Below are 16,108 nucleotides of genomic sequence, written 5' to 3' on the forward strand. Positions count from 1 at the left end.
CAAAGCCCTCTACTTAATACTGTCCACAAACAGCTTGTGATCCAGCGATAGCCGTCCCGGGCCCGCGATCAGGATAGCGATGGCCACTACGGCGTAATTCAGGGGGTTGGCAATCCTACCCCAGGGATCGCCGGCGGCGTAGTGAACCAGCAGGGCCGCCACCAGCATAGTGATGATGTAGGGAATCGTAGCCAGCCGAGTGAAGAGTCCCAGAGCAATAAGTACGCCGCACACGAATTCGGCCACGGCCGCCAGGATCAGGCTTAGTGTGGGACCTACCCCGATCGGGTCGCCGAATTCAAAGTTACCGGCGAACACCTTCATCATTTTCGGCCAGCCGTGGGCAAAGGCCATCTCCAGGCCGAACCAGACGCGCAGGAACAGGAGTGCTACGTCGATATTTCCTTTAGTCATAGGTGGGTTAAGTTAAGGGGTCGGGAGCCAGAAAATGCTCGCGGATGGAGTTCCAGAGCGCGGCAGCGGGGCGGTTGTCCCCCTCCGCCTTGGTTTCTTCAATGTAGGACAGGCTGTCGGCAAAGAGGTAAGACACCCCGGCCAGGGTAACGGGCGTATAGTTTGCGACGTGCAGGTGCAGTCCCAGCAGATCGGGGGTATAACCGAACAGGATCACCCGGTGAACGCCGAGCCGCCGGATGAGCCCGGAGAGGTCCAGCGACCGGTCGGCGGGCCACTCAAGCAGGTGAAGCTGCCGGCCCGGCTCGCGGTAGCCGGCCGCGCCCAGGATCCGCTTCAGAAAGGCGCGGCGGGCCAGCTCGCCGTGGTATACCACCAGCAGGGGCAGATCGCGCGCCGGCCCCAGAAGCGCCAGGGCGGCGTCGGGACCGGGCTGGCCGATGAGGTCGAAGGGAAGCACGGAATAAAGGTACGTGGCGCTTGGTAGACACCGTAACTTTTCCCCTGCTTACCTTTATCGCAAATTCAGCCCCGATGACCACCACCAGCCCTATCCGCGTGGAGCGCGTCCAGCAGTCGCGCCTCGAAGACGTAGACTTCAGCAACCTGCCCTTCGGCAAGATTTTCAGCGACCACATGTACGTCAGCGACTACCGCGACGGCGAGTGGACCGACGACCGCATCATCCCCTTCGGTCACTTCACCATGCACCCCGCCAGCATGGTCCTGCACTACGGACAGTCCATCTTCGAGGGCATGAAGGCCAGCGTCGACCAGGACGGCACCCCCATGCTCATGCAGCCCCGGGAGCACGCCCAGCGCCTCAACGCCAGCGCCCGCCGCATGATGATGGCCGAGTTCCCGGAGGACCGGTTCGTGGAGGCCGTCAGCCGGCTGGTCAAGCTCGACCAGGGCTGGATTCCGCCCCAGGAAGGCAGCGCCCTCTACCTGCGCCCCTACATGTACGCCACCGATGAGTTCATCGGCGTACGGCCCAGCGAAACCTACCGCTTCTGCATCTTTACCGCCCCGGTAGGCCCCTACTACGCTAAGCCCGTGCGTCTGGTGGTTGAGGAAAAGTACGTCCGCGCCGTCCCCGGCGGAACGGGCGAGGCCAAGTCGGGCGGCAACTACGGCGGTAGCCTGCTGGCGGTCCACGAGGCCAACCAGCGGGGCTTCGACCAAGTCCTCTGGATGGGCGTCGAGAACAAGCAGCAGATCCAGGAAGTGGGTACGATGAACGTCTTCTTCGTCATCGACGGCGAGGTGGTCACCCCCATCACCGACGGCGCCATCCTCAAGGGCATTACCCGTAAGATGTTTATCCAGATCCTGAAGGACAAGGGCATCCCGGTCAGCGAGCGCCTCGTCACCATCGACGAGATCGTGGCCGCCTCCGATGCCGGCAACCTCCAGGAGATGTTCGGGGCCGGTACCGCCGCCGTGGTCAGCCACGTCGCCGAGCTGCAGTACCGCGACCGGCTCATCACCCTGCCCCCCGTGGAGGACCGCAAGATCGGCCCCATGCTCAAGCGGCACATCGACGGCCTGCGCGTCGGCTCCGTGGAGGATACCCACGGCTGGCTCGTCCGCGTCTAACCCCGCCGTACAACGCTGCCTCCGGCAGCGCCAGTACAACGCTGCCTCCGGCAGCGAATACCGTCACGCCTACCCCGCCGCAAATTTTACCCCGATGGAAGAAAACATGCGCATCGTACGCACCATTCCCGGCCCCGCGGACGCACACTTAATCACATTTTTCCACCAAGGCGGAACTACCGACTTAGTGGAAGCCAATCGGGCGGAATTCTCTCTAGGCGGAGATTCCCTCCTCTTCGTGTTTACCCTGCGTACGCATACCCTGCACCTGAAAATTACCCGCAGCAACTTACGGCACGGCGGGTACGGCTACATTCGCTTGCATACCGAGTTTTCAGCCCCCGAAGACGAAGAATCAGACTTAACAACACAGTCCGCCTACGGGAATAATGTAGTTCTCGGATTCGCTAGTTCCCCGGGGCAGGGCGACTACGCCAACCGCGTACTGGACGTTTTCGGAATTTTCCACACCTTCGCCGAGGAAGAAGTCCAGCACGCGGTAGTTATTGCGTTCGACGGCGGCGACGTTATCGTAATCGAGCAAAATGATGCCCCGGAAGGCTTCAACGTGCAGTTCAATCCCCCCAACTGGATGCCGATGCTCGTTCTGAACCCGCTGTAGGGTAAATTCCGGCTACCGGTCCACCGCCTGCCGAAGTCCCGCGCTCATCCGTACCTCCAGCGTATCTCCCGTCCCCCGCACGAGAAAGTAGCCATCCAGCTCCGGGTGCCCCTCGATCAGCCGCAGCGCGCCCTCCGGTCCCAGCACCATACAGGCCGTGGCGTAGGCATCGGCGGTGGCGCAGTCGGCGGCCAGGATGGTGGCGCTCAGCAGGTCGTTCCGTTCCACGTAGCCCGTGCGCGGGTCGATGGTGTGGCTGTACTTGGCCCCCTCCACCTCGTAGAAGTTCAGGTAATTACCGCTGGTGGCGAGGGCCCGCCCGCCGGACAACGGCAGCGTACCGGCGGGCGCGATCGTCTCCGCGTTCTCCTCCGGCGCCCGGATGGCCACCCGCCAGGGTTGCCCGTTCTTGCTGCCCCCGCCGCGCATTTCGCCGCCGATGTCGATCAGGTGATTCGGGCGGCCGAGGCTGTCCAGCAGCGCCGAGATCAAATCCACGCCGTAGCCCTTCGCGCTCGCGTTCAGGTCCAGCTCCACGCCCGGCCGCGCCTTGGCGAGAAAGCCGTTTTCGTAAGATACCAGCCCGAACCCCACCCGGCCCCGGACCGCCGCGAGCTCGGCCGTATCCACCACGCTCGTTTCCCGTTTGGTGCCCGTCCCGAAGCCCCAGTACTTCACCAGCGGAGCTACCGTAGGATCGTAGGCACCTGCGGTAGCGGCTACTACTTCGGCGGCCAGTTCCAGGTTGGGGACGAAGTGGACTGTACCCGCCAGGGTCACGCCGGAGTCGCTGCGGTTGAAGCGCGAGATCGTGCTTTCGGCCACCCACGGCGAGAGCTCTTCGTTGTAGGCCGCGAGCAAGCTGTCTACGCTCTCCTGGAGCCCGGCGATTGAGCCGCCGAGGTAGGTAATACGGTAGTAGCTGCCCATGGCCTCCCCGGTGATGCGGGTGGGAGTCTGGTAGCCGTCGGGCTCGGGAGAGCCACACGCTACCAGGGTAACTAACAGCAGAAGAAGGGCGGGAACGCGGGTACAGAGCTTCATGGTAGCGCAAAGGTACTGTGGCTACCTGCGACGGGAGAATACCGCGACCCTACTTAGTCTTCGGCGTTGAGCCGGGTGATCAGGTCCGCCTCGTCCTGCCGGTAGGGCGTTCCGTCGGGGCGGAAGACGTCGTGGAACCACTCGTCGGGTTCGCTTCCGTCTTCAATGGGCGTGTTCCAGGCGTAGATGGTATTGGATTTACCGGCCACCAGTCCCCAGTTGATGGCGCCCACGTTGTGCTCCTTCAACATCGGAAGAATGTTGGCAAAGCGGCTGTTGCGCGTCCGGGCCATATACTCGGTACAGATCATGGGCCGGCCGTGCGTCGCGAGCAGCTGCAGCGTTCTCAGGTGGTGATCGGCGTCTTCGTACTCGTGGTAGGTAAGAATATCCGAATTCAGGGCCTGGAAGGTGTTGAGCTCCTGGAAGTCCCACCGCCAAAGGCCGGCGGTGAGTGGCTGACTCGGATTTACCTCACGCGCCCAGGTAAATACCCCGGTCAGCAGCGGCAGGGAAGTGGTCAGTTTCCCGGAGTTTCCCGGCTCGTTGTAGAGGTCCCACATCAGTACCCGATCGTCGTCCTTGAAGGTAGTAATGATGTCCTTCACGTAGGTCTCCAGGGCGGGGAAGTTCTCTTCGTTCTTCGAGGCGGGGTCGCCGGGGTCCTGCATCCAACCGGAGTTATGGGTCCCGGTGATGGGCTCGGGCTGGGTGCCGATTTTAGGCTCTTTACCCCACACGTCGTCAAAGATGACGAACATGGTCTTGATGCCGTGCTTGTCGGCCAGGCCCAGGTAGGTGTCCATCCGCTGCTTGAAGCCCTCCGGGTCGGCCTTGTACGCCAGACTGTGCAGGTAGACCCGCATGGTGTTAAAGCCAACACCCTCCGCGTAGCCCAGTTCCCGGTCGATGGTCTCCGGGTCAAAGGTGGCCTCCTGCCACATTTCCAGCTGGTTGATGGCGGTGCTGGGATTGAAATTGGCGCCGGTGAGCCAGTCCTGTTCGGCGTACCATTCGGCGGCCCGCTCCTCGGACCAGGGCGTACCCACGATCTCGGTAGCCTGACCGTAAGCAGCCACGGCCATGCAGAATAGGAGTACAGTTAGTAGTATAGACTTCATGCGTAGTAAATTTTCGTTGGGCGGTTATTTGGTCAGGGGGTGGGGCTGCTCGTCGGTGGTGGGTCCCTTGACGATCAGCTTGCCGTCGGGCAGGATCTCCAGCTCGTCCATGAAGACCACCCGCTCGTCGCCGGTCTGCCGGGTCCGGCCGTGGTAGACCGCGTACATCTTATCACTCCCCTCGAGAAAGAGGACCATATTGTGTCCGGTGCCGGTGACGTCGCCGCCCGCCTCCACGTTTTTTTCCAGTACGGGGTTGTTCGTAGCCTTCGTGAAGGGGCCCAGCGGGTGGTCCCCGGTAGCGTAGCCCACGGCGTAGTTGGGGCCGGCGTAGTGGTTGGCCGAATACATGATGTAGTAGGTGTCCCCGTGCCTGAAGGTAAAGGAACCTTCCGTCCAGCGGCGGTTGATCTCGCCGGAGGTGACGGAACGGCTCTCCCACTCCGCGTTCTCGTTGTCCATATCCACGGGGGGGCGCAGCAGTAGTTTCGGCTCGCCGATCACGGACCGGAAGTCCGGACTCAGCTCTACCCCGTACACCCAACTCTCCTCGATCTCCTCGTACAGGCCCTGCTCCCGCGCCCAGTCGGCCACTTCACTCTCTACCGGATGCTCGTAGCAGGCGCGGGAGTAGTACAGGTAGAAGGTGCCGTCGTCGTCACGGAACACGTTGGCGTCAATAACGGGGTAGCCGGGCTCGAATAGCGGCTGGTTTTGCAGGTCGGTGAAGGGACCGGTCGGTTCATCGGACACCGCTACCCCGATGTGGAAATTCTCCCCCTCGTTGGTCGGATTGTGCTTCCAGTTGGCGCTGTAGAAGAGGTAGTACTTACCGTCGAATTTGTAGCATTCGGGGGCCCAGAAGGCACTTTCGTTCCAGCTGTCCTCGGTGTTGCCGTAGTAGACCTGCCCCCGGTCGGTCCAGTTGACCAGGTCGGTAGACGAATAAACCGCGAAGCCATCCTTCGCCCCGCCGCCGGTGCCGTAGAGGTAGTAGGTACCGTCGCCGTTGTCCAGGATGAAGGGGTCGCCGAATTCCACGTCCAGCGGATTAGCAAAGGCGGGCGAGTCGGTGGCTGCCACTTCCGCGGTGGACGACCGGGGGCTGCACGCCGTAACGAGCAAGAGGGCGACGGCAGCAGGGAGGGACAGCAGGAGATAACTTCTCACGAAAAGGACCATTTTGGAAAGATAAGGCGTAGACACAAGGGTTAATTACTCACCGGAGGGTACGGGCAGGGACCGACCGAGGGCGACCGGGTCCCCCAGCACCGGCAGGCCGTCGGCCGACCAGGTGAAGGGCTGCATGCGCATACTCCGCTCGTCGCCGCAGCCCTGCCCCGCTTCCGGGTTGGCGTGGTAGAGGATCCAGTTTTCGGTGCCGTCGGGAGAGGAAAAGAAGGAATTATGGCCCGGCCCGTAGGCCCGGGCGGCGGCGTCGCTGGTGAAGAGGGGGTTCTGGGCGAGGCGGCTCCAGCTCTCCGGCAGCATCGGATCGTCACCGATGGTGAGCTCCATAGCTCCCAGGCTGTACCCGTCTGTCCAGCAGCCGCCGGCGGAGTAGAACATGAACAGCTTGCCCTCGTGCTGAATGAACTGCGGTCCTTCGACTACCCGCGGATCGGTTCCGTTCTCTTCCCAGGCGGCTTCCGGCTGTAGCAGGCGGACGCGCTCGCCGCTTACCGCGGTCGGTCCGTCCATCTTCGCCAGGTAGATGTCCTGCTGCACGTTGACGTCCCCCTCCCAGCCCGACCAGGCGAAATACCACTCTCCCCCGATGTCGACGGGGCTGCCGTCGATGGCCCACTTGTCGTCCGGCAGTTCCAGCTCACCGCGGTCCTCCCAGTTGTCGGACAGGGGATCCGCGTCCGTATTGGCCAGCACCCACATCCGGTGGTTGTCGTTGTTGCCGTCGCTGGCGGCGTAGTACACGTACCAGGTTCCATCGATGCGGTGGATCTCCGGCGCCCAGATCTGGGCGGAGTTCATGCCGCTGGCGGGCGGATTCCAGACAACGCGCGAGCGGGCGGCCGCGGTCCGCAGTCCGGACATTTTATCCGTCTCGATCAGGGTGATGTTTCGGCCGGTGGTGTAGGTCACGTAGTAGGTATCGCCCTCCTGGAATACCCAGGGATCGGGGCCTACCTGGTAAACCGGATTCACGAAGGTCGCTTCCGGGTTGGGTTGCGGATCGGGCGTCGGCGTTGCCGGGTCCTCGGGTGGATCGCAGGCTAGTAGTCCGAGGCAGACGATCAACAAGCAGGCAGGAAGAGAAGAATAAGGCATAGGTTGGGATATGGGGCGCGGGGCGGTTACCAGTTGGGGTTCTGTACGAGGTTGGGGTTGATGTCCAGGTCGCGCTGCGGGATGGGCAGCAGACCGTGCTTGCCGACCTGGTAGTTGGCGAAACCGGGGTCGCGGTCCGCGAGGCCGGGCCCCAGGTCTCCCCAGCGCTTGAGGTCGTTGAAGCGGTGTCCTTCACCGGTCAGCTCCGTCAGCCGCTCGTGCTTGATCTGCTCCAGGAAGGCGTCGGCGTCCAGTCCGGGGCGCACCTCCGAGAGGGGCGGCAGTCCGGCCCGCTCGCGCACGCGGTCCACGTAGGCGTAGGCCTCGGAGGTGCGCCCGATAGCGTTCAGGCTTTCGGCGTACATCAGCAGGACGTCCGCGAAGCGGATGAAGCGGTAGTTGTTGGGCGACCGGAATCCCTCCTCGTTCTTGTAATCGTCGTTCAGGAACTTGCGGAAGAATACGCGGTCGCTGTCGCCGTAGCGATCGATCCACGGGGTACCGTAGACGATGGAGGCTTCCGGTCCGGCGGGGTCGGTATGGTCGTAGAGGTAGGTCGCGGCCAGGCGGGGATCGCGGGAACCGTCCGTGGTCGTCTCTTCCTCGAATTCACCGACTACCCAGCGCAGGGCTTCGGCGTCCGCGAATCCGATGCCGGGAGGTGCGTAGAACTGGGCAATGGAAGTGCCGTAGTTATGGTTGGGCGTCTGGGTATCCTGGTCGGTGAACTCCAAAGGGTTATCGGCGTAGCCCCACTCCAGCACCGATTCCACGTTGAATTCGGTGAGCGCGCTGAAATTATCGGCGTAGTTGGACGTCAGGTCGTACAGGTCAGCGCCCTCCCCCGTAAAGAAGAAGTCCAGGGCATCGACCGCTTCGGCGTACCGCCCGTTTTGCATGTACGCCTTGGCCAGGAGGGCCAGCGCGCCCCCCCGGGTGATGCGGCCGACATCGTCAGGACCGTACTGCAGCGGCAGATTCGCGGCGGCGTAATCCAGGTCGGCGATCACCTGTTCCCACACCTCGGCCTCGGAGGAGGTCGGCGGCAAGTCGTTCGGGCTGGAGGGGGTCAGTTGCAGCGGTACGTTGCCCCACAGGCTGGCCAGGTGATAGTAGTGCATACCCCGGAAGAAGTGTGCCTCGCCCAGTACCCGGGCCTTGAGGTTCTCGTCCATCTCGATGCCGGGCACGTTGGCGATCACCTGGTTGGCCCGGAAGATGCCGACGTAGTTGTCGGCGTACACGTCGGTCATGGGACCGAAATTGGAGTTGGGCTGGATGAAGTTATTCAGGGCATTGGCCAGTTCGCTCCAGGGGCTGTTGCTGGTGCCTACGTCGGCGCGCACGTCGTAGAGCATGGGCTGCCAGCGCGAAAACCCGGTACGGTGCAGCGTGCTGTAGGCGGCGTTGATGCCCTGCACGGCGTCGGTTTCGTCCTGCCAGAAACTGTCGTTGGTGATCTGGTTGGGGTTGATGATTTCCAGCTCGTCCGCGCAGGAAGCGAAGGTCAGAACGAAGAGAAGCAGGTATAGGGGGAAGCGATTCATGATTCGTTATTTTCGGTGAAGGAGCCGGGGCGGGGCCCCTCCTAGAAATTCAGGTTGAGACCCAGGGAGACGATCCGGCTCGACGGCCAGTTGCCGTTGTCCACGCCCCGCTCCAGAATACCATTGCCCTGCACGTCGGGATCCAGGCCGGTGTACTTCGTAAGGGTGAGGAGGTTCTGCCCCGTCACGTATACCCGCAGGTTGCTGATGCTGAGCCGGTCCAGCGCGGCGTCGGGTAGCGTGTAGCCGATCTGCAGGTTGCGCAGCCGCAGGTAGGAGCCGTCCTCCAGCCACCGGTCGGTGTTGCCGCGGGCGTTGTCGACCAGGCCCTGGTCGTTAGTGGCGATACCGATGCGGGGATCGTCGGTATTCGTGTTGTCGGGGGTCCAGGGGTTGACGTCGGAGCGGAAGTTGGTATTCTGGTAGCCGTCCAGCTGGCTGCGCACTGAATTGTACAGGGTGTTTCCAAAGATGCCGATGATCTGGGCCGATACGTCGAAGTTGGCGTACGACAGTCCCAACTGGCTGCCCAGTTGCAGGCTCGGCCACGGCGATTCGCCGGTGAAACTGCGGTCCTGATCCGTGATCTGCCCGTCGCCGTTCACGTCGACGTACCGGATGTCGCCGGGGCGGGCGAAGGGCTGGATAAGGTTGCCCTCCACGGCGTGGGCGTCAATTTCGCTCTGGTTCTGGAAGATGCCGTCGGTCTGCAGCAGGTACCACTCGCCGAGCGGCTCACCGACGCGGGAGCGCGTCAGTCCCGTCTGGATGTAGTCGATGCCGTCACCGCGGTTGCCGACGGCCTGCACGGTGTTGTTGATGGTGGTCAGGTTGAAGCCAATGTTGAACTGCAGCCGGTCGAGCTGCTGCCGGTAATTGGCCTCGAATTCGAAGCCGGTATTGCGGATGGAGCCGGCATTCACCGGCGGGCTGCCCCCCAGGTTGCCGAGGTAGGTGGCTATGGGCAGGTTGGTGACGAGGGCGTCCTCGGAGAGGATATCGTAGTAGTTGGCGGAGAGCGTGAGGCGGTAGTCCAGAAAGGCGGCCTCCACGCCGTAGTTCTGCGACTTGCGGTTCTCCCAGCGGAGGTCCGGATTCACGAGGCCGGCCTGGTAGGCGCCCACCTGCACGGTACCGAGGATCGCCCGAGGGTTGTTGTTGATGGTACCGCGCCAGTCCCAGGACCCGAGGGTGACGATGCCCAGCGTACCGTAGGAGGCGTTGAACTTCAGATCGTCGATCCACGGCACCCGGAAAAAATCTTCCTTGCTGATGCGCCAGCTGCCCGCGATGGAGGGAAACACCCCGGTGCGGTTGTCGCGGCTGAAGCGGCTGTCCTGGTCCACGCGTCCGGTCAGGGTGAGGTAGTACTTCTGGGCGTAGTTGTAGTTGACCCGGCCGAGGAAGCCGATCGTGCGGTAGTCGGTCGTGACGCCGCCCTCAGCCAGGGATTCGCCCGTGGCGGAGTTGATCTGCTCGAAGGGGTCGCCACCGCTTTCCACGATGTCGCTGCGGGAAGCGAAGGTGTAATTGCGCTTCGTTTGCTGGTCGGAAGTACCGATGACCGCACTCAGGGCATGATTGCCAAAGGTGCGGTCGAAGTTCAGGGTGTGCTCCATGAGCAGACTCGAGAACTGGGAGCGGTTGTCCTGGATCGAACTCGGCCGCACCGCGGCGTTGAACTGGGTCACGCCGTAGCGCCGCAGCCCTTTGGAGAAGTCGTCGCTGTTCTCCAGGCCGACATTGAACTTGTACCGCAGCCCCTTCACCAGCTCCACCTGTACGTAGGCGTTGCCGATAAGCTTCAGGAAGTTGATCTTTTCGCGAAGCAGGTCGGTCACGGCCACCTGGTTCTTGGCGTAGCTGACGGCGTCCACCGTGCCGATACCCCATCCGCCGGGGTTGGTATCGGAGATGTAGCGGTCGCCCCGCACCGGGATGACGGGCAGCATGGTCACCATGTCGTAGAAGGGATTGCCGGTGTCGAAGCCACCGAGCGGCTGGCGGATGTTGTTGTTGGTCAGGACCAGGTTCTCCCCGATCGTGATGCGGCCCAGGTCGAGCGTACTGTTGACGCGGAAGGCCGTGCGGTTGAATCCGCGGCCGATGATCACGCCCTCGTTGCGGAAGTGGCTGCCCGAGACAAAGTACTTAAGGTTATCGGATCCCCCGGAGGCGGACAGGTTGGCGTCCAGCGTGCTGCCGGTACGGATCACCTCATCCTGCCAGTCGGTATCGATGGTGGGATCGAAGTCCGCCGCTACGGAAGCCGGCGGTTCGAGGCCCGAGTTTTCGTAGCTCGTCCGCTGCAGGGCGGCGAAGCCCGCCGCGTCCATCACGTCCCAGCGGCGGGGAATTTGCTGGATACCCGTCGTCACGCTGAGGGCGGGGCGGATCGGCCCCTTCCGCCCCGACTTGGTGGTGATGATGATCACGCCGTTGGCGGCGCGCGAGCCGTAGATGGCCGCCGCGGAGGCATCCTTGAGGATCTGGACGCTCTCGATGTCGTTGTTGTTGAAGGTCACGTTGGCGTCGGCGATCATGCCGTCGATCACGTACAGCGGATTCGTATTCACGAAGCTGGCCGCCCCCCGGATCTCGATCACGGCCCCCGCTCCCGGAGCGCCGCCGTTACGGACGGTAATTCCCGAAGCCAGACCCTGAAGGGACTCCGCCAGCGAATTGGACACCGTCTTGTTGATCTGTTCGGCGGGCACTACCGCGGTGGCCCCCGTCAGGTCGGAGCGCTTGACTTCCTGGTAGCCGATGACGACCACCTCGCCCAGGTTGCTGATGTTCTCACTGAGATTGATCGTGAAGTTGGTTTGCCCCGCCACCGCGAGCGTTCGTGGCGTGTAGCCTACGTAGGTCACCTGCAGGCTATCGGTTGGGTCCACGCCCTCCAGCGTGAATACCCCGTCGACGTCGGTGACGGTGCCCTGCGTGGTACCCTTCACCGCTACGGTGGCACCGATAAGGGGGCCTTCGGCGTCGGAAACAGTGCCGGATACCGTCAGCAAATCCTGAGCGAGAAGATTGCCTCCGCCCAAAAACAGGCACACCCATAACAGGGCCAGGGAAATAGATCTTGATTGCATGATGTAGACTTATAGCGAGTACAAAGACAGCCAACCACACTATTAGTGATCGACGGGCTGAAAAACAGCCTTTTATTCTGCGACGCAAGGTATTGGGCAGCCTTTGTTCCCTACCTGCGACCCGTCCCAATCCATCGACCATACGTTGCAGGACAACGTTTCGTCGCGCTTCCGCCCCGAATTGCAACGAATCGTGGCAGTGATGCAACGGATCGTGGCGGCTGCGCGACCGGCACGTTCACGGCACCCGCGCCCCGCCGCCCGGTCTATCCGTAATTCGATACATTAGCCTGAATCCACGCCGGACCAACGGAAGGTGGCGATACAACAATGAGCAAGGTGAACCCCGAACCGGCAGATTACGGGCTACCGCATCGTTTGCGGACCGTGGCACTGGCATGGCTGCTTTTGATGGGAGCGGTCAACCTGCTCACGGCCCAACCCTACTACTTCAAGCACTACGAGGTGACCGAGGGGCTGTCCCACAACACGATCCACTGCGCCGCCCAGGACGAGCTGGGGTTCATGTGGTTCGGGACGAAGAACGGTCTGAACCGCTTTGACGGGTACGAATTCCGGTGGTTTCAGTCCGACTCGTCCGCCACCGGGAGCCTGGGTAGCAACTTCATTGAGTGCCTGGAGATCGCGGACGGCCGGCTGTGGGTGGGCACCGACGACGGACTGTTTCGCGGCAGCCCGCGCAGCGACACCTTCGGCCCGGTACCGAGCACCGCCGGGCTGCCCATCCTGGATATTGCCCCGGCCCCGGGTGGCGAGGTGTGGGTAGTGGCCGACCAGGCGCTACAGCGGATCGACCCGGTCACCGGGGCGCGGAAGGGGCGGTACGACCGCCCCGACCTGCTGCCCGCCCTGCGCGTGACCGCCTCGGCGGCCGGCTCGGTCTACCTGGCTACCGACCGGGCGCTCTTCCGCTACCGCCCGGCGGAGGACGCATTCGAGCCGCTGGGCGTGACCTTCCCCGTGGACACCGATTATCCCTTACAGTTCTCGGCGCTCTATCCCCTATCGGAAAGCAGCCTGGCGGTGGGCACGGTGAGTCACGGCGCCTTCCTGGTCGACCTGGTGTCCCGGACGGCGGTGCCGCTTACCGGGGAGGCCGAGGGCCGCTACGTCCGTGATTTCCTCCAACGCGGCAACACCCTCTGGATCGGCACGGAAAACGGCGTCTACCTCTACAACCTGCTTTCGGGCGCGGTCCAGCATCTACAGAAGCAGACCGGGCACCAGTACGGCTTACCGGACAATGCGATCTACAGTCTCTTCGCGGACCGGGACGAGGGGGTCTGGATCGGCACCTACTTCCGCGGCATCAGCTACTACAGCCCGGCGCTCGCCGGGTTCCGGAAGTTCGTCCCCGTGCCCGGCGAAAACTCGGTCAGCGGCAGCGCGGTGCGGGAGCTGCGGCAAGACGAGGCCGGGCGTATCTGGGTGGGCACCGAGGATGCCGGCCTGAACCGCTACGACCCCGCCACCGGGCAATTCACCCACTTCGCGCTACAGGCGGCCGATGCCCCGCAGCCGGTCTCCAATATCCACGGCATCCTGGTGCGCGACGACGAAGTGTGGGTGGGGACCTTTCAAACCGGGCTGTTCGTCCTGGATGCGGCCACGGGGGCGGTCAAGCGGCACCGGATGGCGGGGGCGGAAAGCGGCCTGCGCAGCAATTTCATCTATTCGCTGTACCAACTGCGCGACAAGACGGTCGTGGCCCTTACGGCCTCGGGCCTGCAACGCTACGACGCGGGCAGCGACCGCTTCGTACCCCTCGAGGGCTTTTCGCCGGATTTCTTTTACACCTCCTTCCTGGAAGACAGCCGCGGCGGACAGTGGGCGGGTACCTACTGGGACGGGCTATACCACTACGATCCGCGCGAGAAGCGCGTCACGACCTACCACGCCGGCGGCACGGAGAACCGCCTGGGCAACGATGCGATCAACGGCATCTTCGAGGACAGCCACCGCAACCTCTGGGTAGCCACCGAAAACGGGCTGAACCAGATCCGCGCCGAAAACGGCAACGTCCTCCGTTTCGGAAAGGCGGACGGCTTCCCGAGCAACGTCTTCTACAGCCTGCAGGAAGACGCTCGCGGCAAGCTGTGGATGAGTACGGCCAACGGCCTGGCCTGCTACCACCCCGAATCGGGGCGGGTGGACACCTACGGCACGGAAAACGGCCTACCGAGTAACCAATTTAACTATAACTCGGCCCTCACGGACGCTGCCGGCCGGATGTACTTCGGTACCGTGCGGGGGTTCGTTTCCTTCGACCCCTACGACATCCGGTTCAATAAGCAGGAGCCACCGGCGGAGCTGGTCCTCAGCGACCTGAAGTTGCCCGGCGCGCCGGCCGACGAAGCCGCGGCGGCCTACCGCGCGGCGCAGGCGACGGGGCGGGTGGAGTTGCCCTACGCCCGTTCCACCTTCAGCTTGTCCTTCTCCGCGCTCGACTACGCCTCGCCGGGGCTCACGGAATACCAGTACGCCCTTTCCGGCGGACAGGACGGCTGGGTGGACCTGGAGCACGCCCACCAGATTCACTTCACCGACTTCCGGCACGGCACCTACGATCTGCAACTGCGGGTGCGCCGGCACAACAGCGAGTGGAGTCCCCCGATCGCCTTCCTGAGCCTGCGGGTAGCCCCCCCCTGGTGGCAAACCGGATGGGCCTACGCGGCATACGCCGTGCTCGGCACGACGGTACTGCTGGTACTGCTGATGCTCTACCACCGCTACAACCGGGCGCGGTCCGACCAGCGGCAGCGGCTCTTCGAGCACGAAAAGGAAAAAGAACTGTACCGGGCCAAGATCGAGTTCTTCACCAATATTTCCCACGAGATCCTCACCCCCCTCACCCTCATCCAGAACCCGGTGGAGAAGGCCCTCCGCGGTACGGACACCAGCGACAGCCTGCACCCCACCCTGACGATGGTGCACCGCAATACCACCCGGCTGGTGAACCTGGTGCGGCAGCTGCTCGACTTCCGCAAAATGGAGATGGAAGACCTGTCGCTGTCCTTCGTACGGACGGACGTCACCGCCCTCGTGGGCGACCTGCTCGAGCGTTACGCCCTAGAGGCGGAGGAGCGGGAAACGACCATGACCTTCCCCCAGGTGGATCCCGTCTACGCCTATATCGATGCGGAGGCCTTCCGCAAGATCGCCGGCAACCTGCTGGAGAACGCCCTGAAGTACGGAGAGCGGCGGGTCGACTTGCGGCTGGAGGCCGACGGCGAGTTGTTCCGGTTTACCGTCAGCAACGACGGAGCCCCGATTCCGGTCGCCGAACGAAAGAACATCCTGCGCCCCTTCTACCGGCTGCCCGAGCACGCCGCCCGACCCGGGACCGGGCTGGGCCTGCCCCTGGCGCACGCGCTGGCCGAACTGCACGGGGGAACATTGGTGCTCGATCCGGACCCGGAACGCGGAACGCGCTTCGTGGTTACCCTTCCCCTCCACCACCGCGATGACTTCGAGCTCACGCCCGACCGGGTCGAACCCGATGACGTCCTCCCGCAAGTCACGCCCCCGCTCGTTGCTCCCCGGCCGGGAGAGCCGGTGACCACCATACTACTGGTGGAGGACAACCCGGACCTTCTCGGCTTTATCGCGAAGGAACTTTCCGACCGGTACGCCATTCTGCGGGCCTCCGACGGCGTCGAAGCGATCGCGGTTCTCGAGCACCACACCGTGCAGCTGGTGGTCAGCGACGTCAAGATGCCGCGCATGGACGGGTTCACTCTCTGTGCCACCCTCAAGTCCGACGTCAAGCACAGCCACGTACCCGTCATCCTGCTCACCTCCCAGAATCAGTATACCGCGGAGCTTACCGGCCTGGAGCGCGGAGCGGACGCCTACGTGACCAAGCCCTTCGCGATCGAGTACCTGCAGGCCCGTATCCGGAACCTGCTCGACAACCGGGCGCGCATCGTAGAGCACTTCGGCCGCACGCCGCTGGCCCACCTGCAGAGCATCGCCCAGTCGCCGGTCGATGAAGACTTTACCCGGCGGCTGGACGCCGTCATCCAGGAGAACATCACGGATCCCGACCTCAACGTGGAGGCGCTCGCCGAACGGATGCACATGAGCCGCTCTACCCTCTACCGCAAGATCAAGGACATCAGCGGCGCTAACCCCAACGAGCTGATCAACCTCGTGCGCCTGAAGAAGGCCGCCGAACTGCTCAAAACGCGGCGCTACAAGGTGTACGAAGTCGCGGACATGGTCGGCTACAATTCAGCGACCAGCTTCGGACGGAACTTCAAAAAACAGTTCGATGTATCGCCCGGCGACTACGCCAAGTCGGATGACCTGGTGACATAAAAAAAGCCGTCGGTTGCGCAGTGCGCAACCGACGGC

11 protein-coding genes are annotated in these 16,108 nt (G+C 63.3%); 3 read left to right on the forward strand and 8 right to left on the reverse strand.

All coding sequences use genetic code 11. The annotated features are described in order from the left end of the window. Positions 1-9: 9 nt before the first annotated feature. Both DQG19_RS07710 and DQG19_RS07715 read right to left on the reverse strand, forming a co-directional pair. Positions 10-414 carry a DoxX family protein gene (locus DQG19_RS07710; protein WP_116125679.1) on the reverse strand — a complete coding sequence of 135 codons (405 nt, stop codon included), beginning with the start codon at positions 412-414 and terminating at the stop codon, positions 10-12. A gap of 7 nt (positions 415-421) precedes the next feature. Next, complete coding sequence (locus DQG19_RS07715; RefSeq protein WP_116125680.1) at positions 422-874, reverse strand: hypothetical protein; 453 nt, start codon at positions 872-874, stop codon at positions 422-424. 74 nt (positions 875-948) lie between these two features. Here DQG19_RS07715 and DQG19_RS07720 point away from each other — a divergent pair, with 74 nt between their 5' ends. Both DQG19_RS07720 and DQG19_RS07725 read left to right on the forward strand, forming a co-directional pair. Continuing rightward, positions 949-2,013 (forward strand): branched-chain amino acid aminotransferase, encoded by a 1,065-nt coding sequence (locus tag DQG19_RS07720; protein ID WP_116125681.1) that lies wholly within the window; start codon positions 949-951, stop codon positions 2,011-2,013. 94 nt (positions 2,014-2,107) lie between these two features. After that, positions 2,108-2,635: a hypothetical protein gene (locus DQG19_RS07725; RefSeq protein ID WP_116125682.1), complete on the forward strand. Its 528-nt coding sequence runs from the start codon at positions 2,108-2,110 to the stop codon at positions 2,633-2,635. A 12-nt stretch (positions 2,636-2,647) separates the two neighbouring features. On the opposite strand, the gene DQG19_RS07730 is transcribed toward DQG19_RS07725, so the two are convergent. The 6 genes from DQG19_RS07730 to DQG19_RS07755 are packed head-to-tail and all read right to left on the reverse strand — an operon-like array spanning position 2,648 to position 11,731. Then, positions 2,648-3,679, reverse strand: coding sequence for an FAD:protein FMN transferase (locus DQG19_RS07730; protein ID WP_116125683.1), 1,032 nt, complete (start codon positions 3,677-3,679; stop codon positions 2,648-2,650). A gap of 53 nt (positions 3,680-3,732) precedes the next feature. Beyond that, positions 3,733-4,800 (reverse strand): cellulase family glycosylhydrolase, encoded by a 1,068-nt coding sequence (locus DQG19_RS07735; RefSeq protein ID WP_116125684.1) that lies wholly within the window; start codon positions 4,798-4,800, stop codon positions 3,733-3,735. Between the two features lie 24 nt (positions 4,801-4,824). Next, positions 4,825-5,982 (reverse strand): glycoside hydrolase family 43 protein, encoded by a 1,158-nt coding sequence (locus tag DQG19_RS07740; protein WP_116125685.1) that lies wholly within the window; start codon positions 5,980-5,982, stop codon positions 4,825-4,827. A gap of 33 nt (positions 5,983-6,015) precedes the next feature. Then, positions 6,016-7,086 carry a family 43 glycosylhydrolase gene (locus DQG19_RS07745; protein ID WP_116125686.1) on the reverse strand — a complete coding sequence of 357 codons (1,071 nt, stop codon included), beginning with the start codon at positions 7,084-7,086 and terminating at the stop codon, positions 6,016-6,018. Between the two features lie 26 nt (positions 7,087-7,112). Continuing rightward, positions 7,113-8,633, reverse strand: a complete 1,521-nt coding sequence (locus DQG19_RS07750; protein WP_116125687.1) for a RagB/SusD family nutrient uptake outer membrane protein — start codon at positions 8,631-8,633, stop codon at positions 7,113-7,115. A 41-nt stretch (positions 8,634-8,674) separates the two neighbouring features. Further along, a complete protein-coding gene (locus DQG19_RS07755) occupies positions 8,675-11,731 on the reverse strand; it encodes a SusC/RagA family TonB-linked outer membrane protein (protein ID WP_116125688.1) in 3,057 nt (1,018 codons plus the stop codon). Between the two features lie 387 nt (positions 11,732-12,118). Between DQG19_RS07755 and DQG19_RS07760 the strand changes: the two genes are divergently transcribed. Further along, positions 12,119-16,072 carry a hybrid sensor histidine kinase/response regulator transcription factor gene (locus DQG19_RS07760; RefSeq protein WP_198661683.1) on the forward strand — a complete coding sequence of 1,318 codons (3,954 nt, stop codon included), beginning with the start codon at positions 12,119-12,121 and terminating at the stop codon, positions 16,070-16,072. Positions 16,073-16,108: the final 36 nt, after the last annotated feature.

It is taken from the genome of Lewinella sp. IMCC34183 (assembly GCF_003390915.1).
Taxonomy (GTDB): domain Bacteria; phylum Bacteroidota; class Bacteroidia; order Chitinophagales; family Saprospiraceae; genus Neolewinella.

Bases quoted from the DNA above. Each gene is read 5' to 3' on its own strand.
- DQG19_RS07740 (WP_116125685.1), bottom strand. From the start codon at position 5,982: ATGGTCCTTTTCGTGAGAAGTTATCTCCTGCTGTCCCTCCCTGCTGCC.
- DQG19_RS07730 (WP_116125683.1), bottom strand. From the start codon at position 3,679: ATGAAGCTCTGTACCCGCGTTCCCGCCCTTCTTCTGCTGTTAGTTACC.
- DQG19_RS07755 (WP_116125688.1), bottom strand. From the start codon at position 11,731: ATGCAATCAAGATCTATTTCCCTGGCCCTGTTATGGGTGTGCCTGTTT.
- DQG19_RS07745 (WP_116125686.1), bottom strand. From the start codon at position 7,086: ATGCCTTATTCTTCTCTTCCTGCCTGCTTGTTGATCGTCTGCCTCGGA.
- DQG19_RS07710 (WP_116125679.1), bottom strand. From the start codon at position 414: ATGACTAAAGGAAATATCGACGTAGCACTCCTGTTCCTGCGCGTCTGG.
- DQG19_RS07725 (WP_116125682.1), top strand. From the start codon at position 2,108: ATGGAAGAAAACATGCGCATCGTACGCACCATTCCCGGCCCCGCGGAC.
- DQG19_RS07735 (WP_116125684.1), bottom strand. From the start codon at position 4,800: ATGAAGTCTATACTACTAACTGTACTCCTATTCTGCATGGCCGTGGCT.
- DQG19_RS07750 (WP_116125687.1), bottom strand. From the start codon at position 8,633: ATGAATCGCTTCCCCCTATACCTGCTTCTCTTCGTTCTGACCTTCGCT.
- DQG19_RS07720 (WP_116125681.1), top strand. From the start codon at position 949: ATGACCACCACCAGCCCTATCCGCGTGGAGCGCGTCCAGCAGTCGCGC.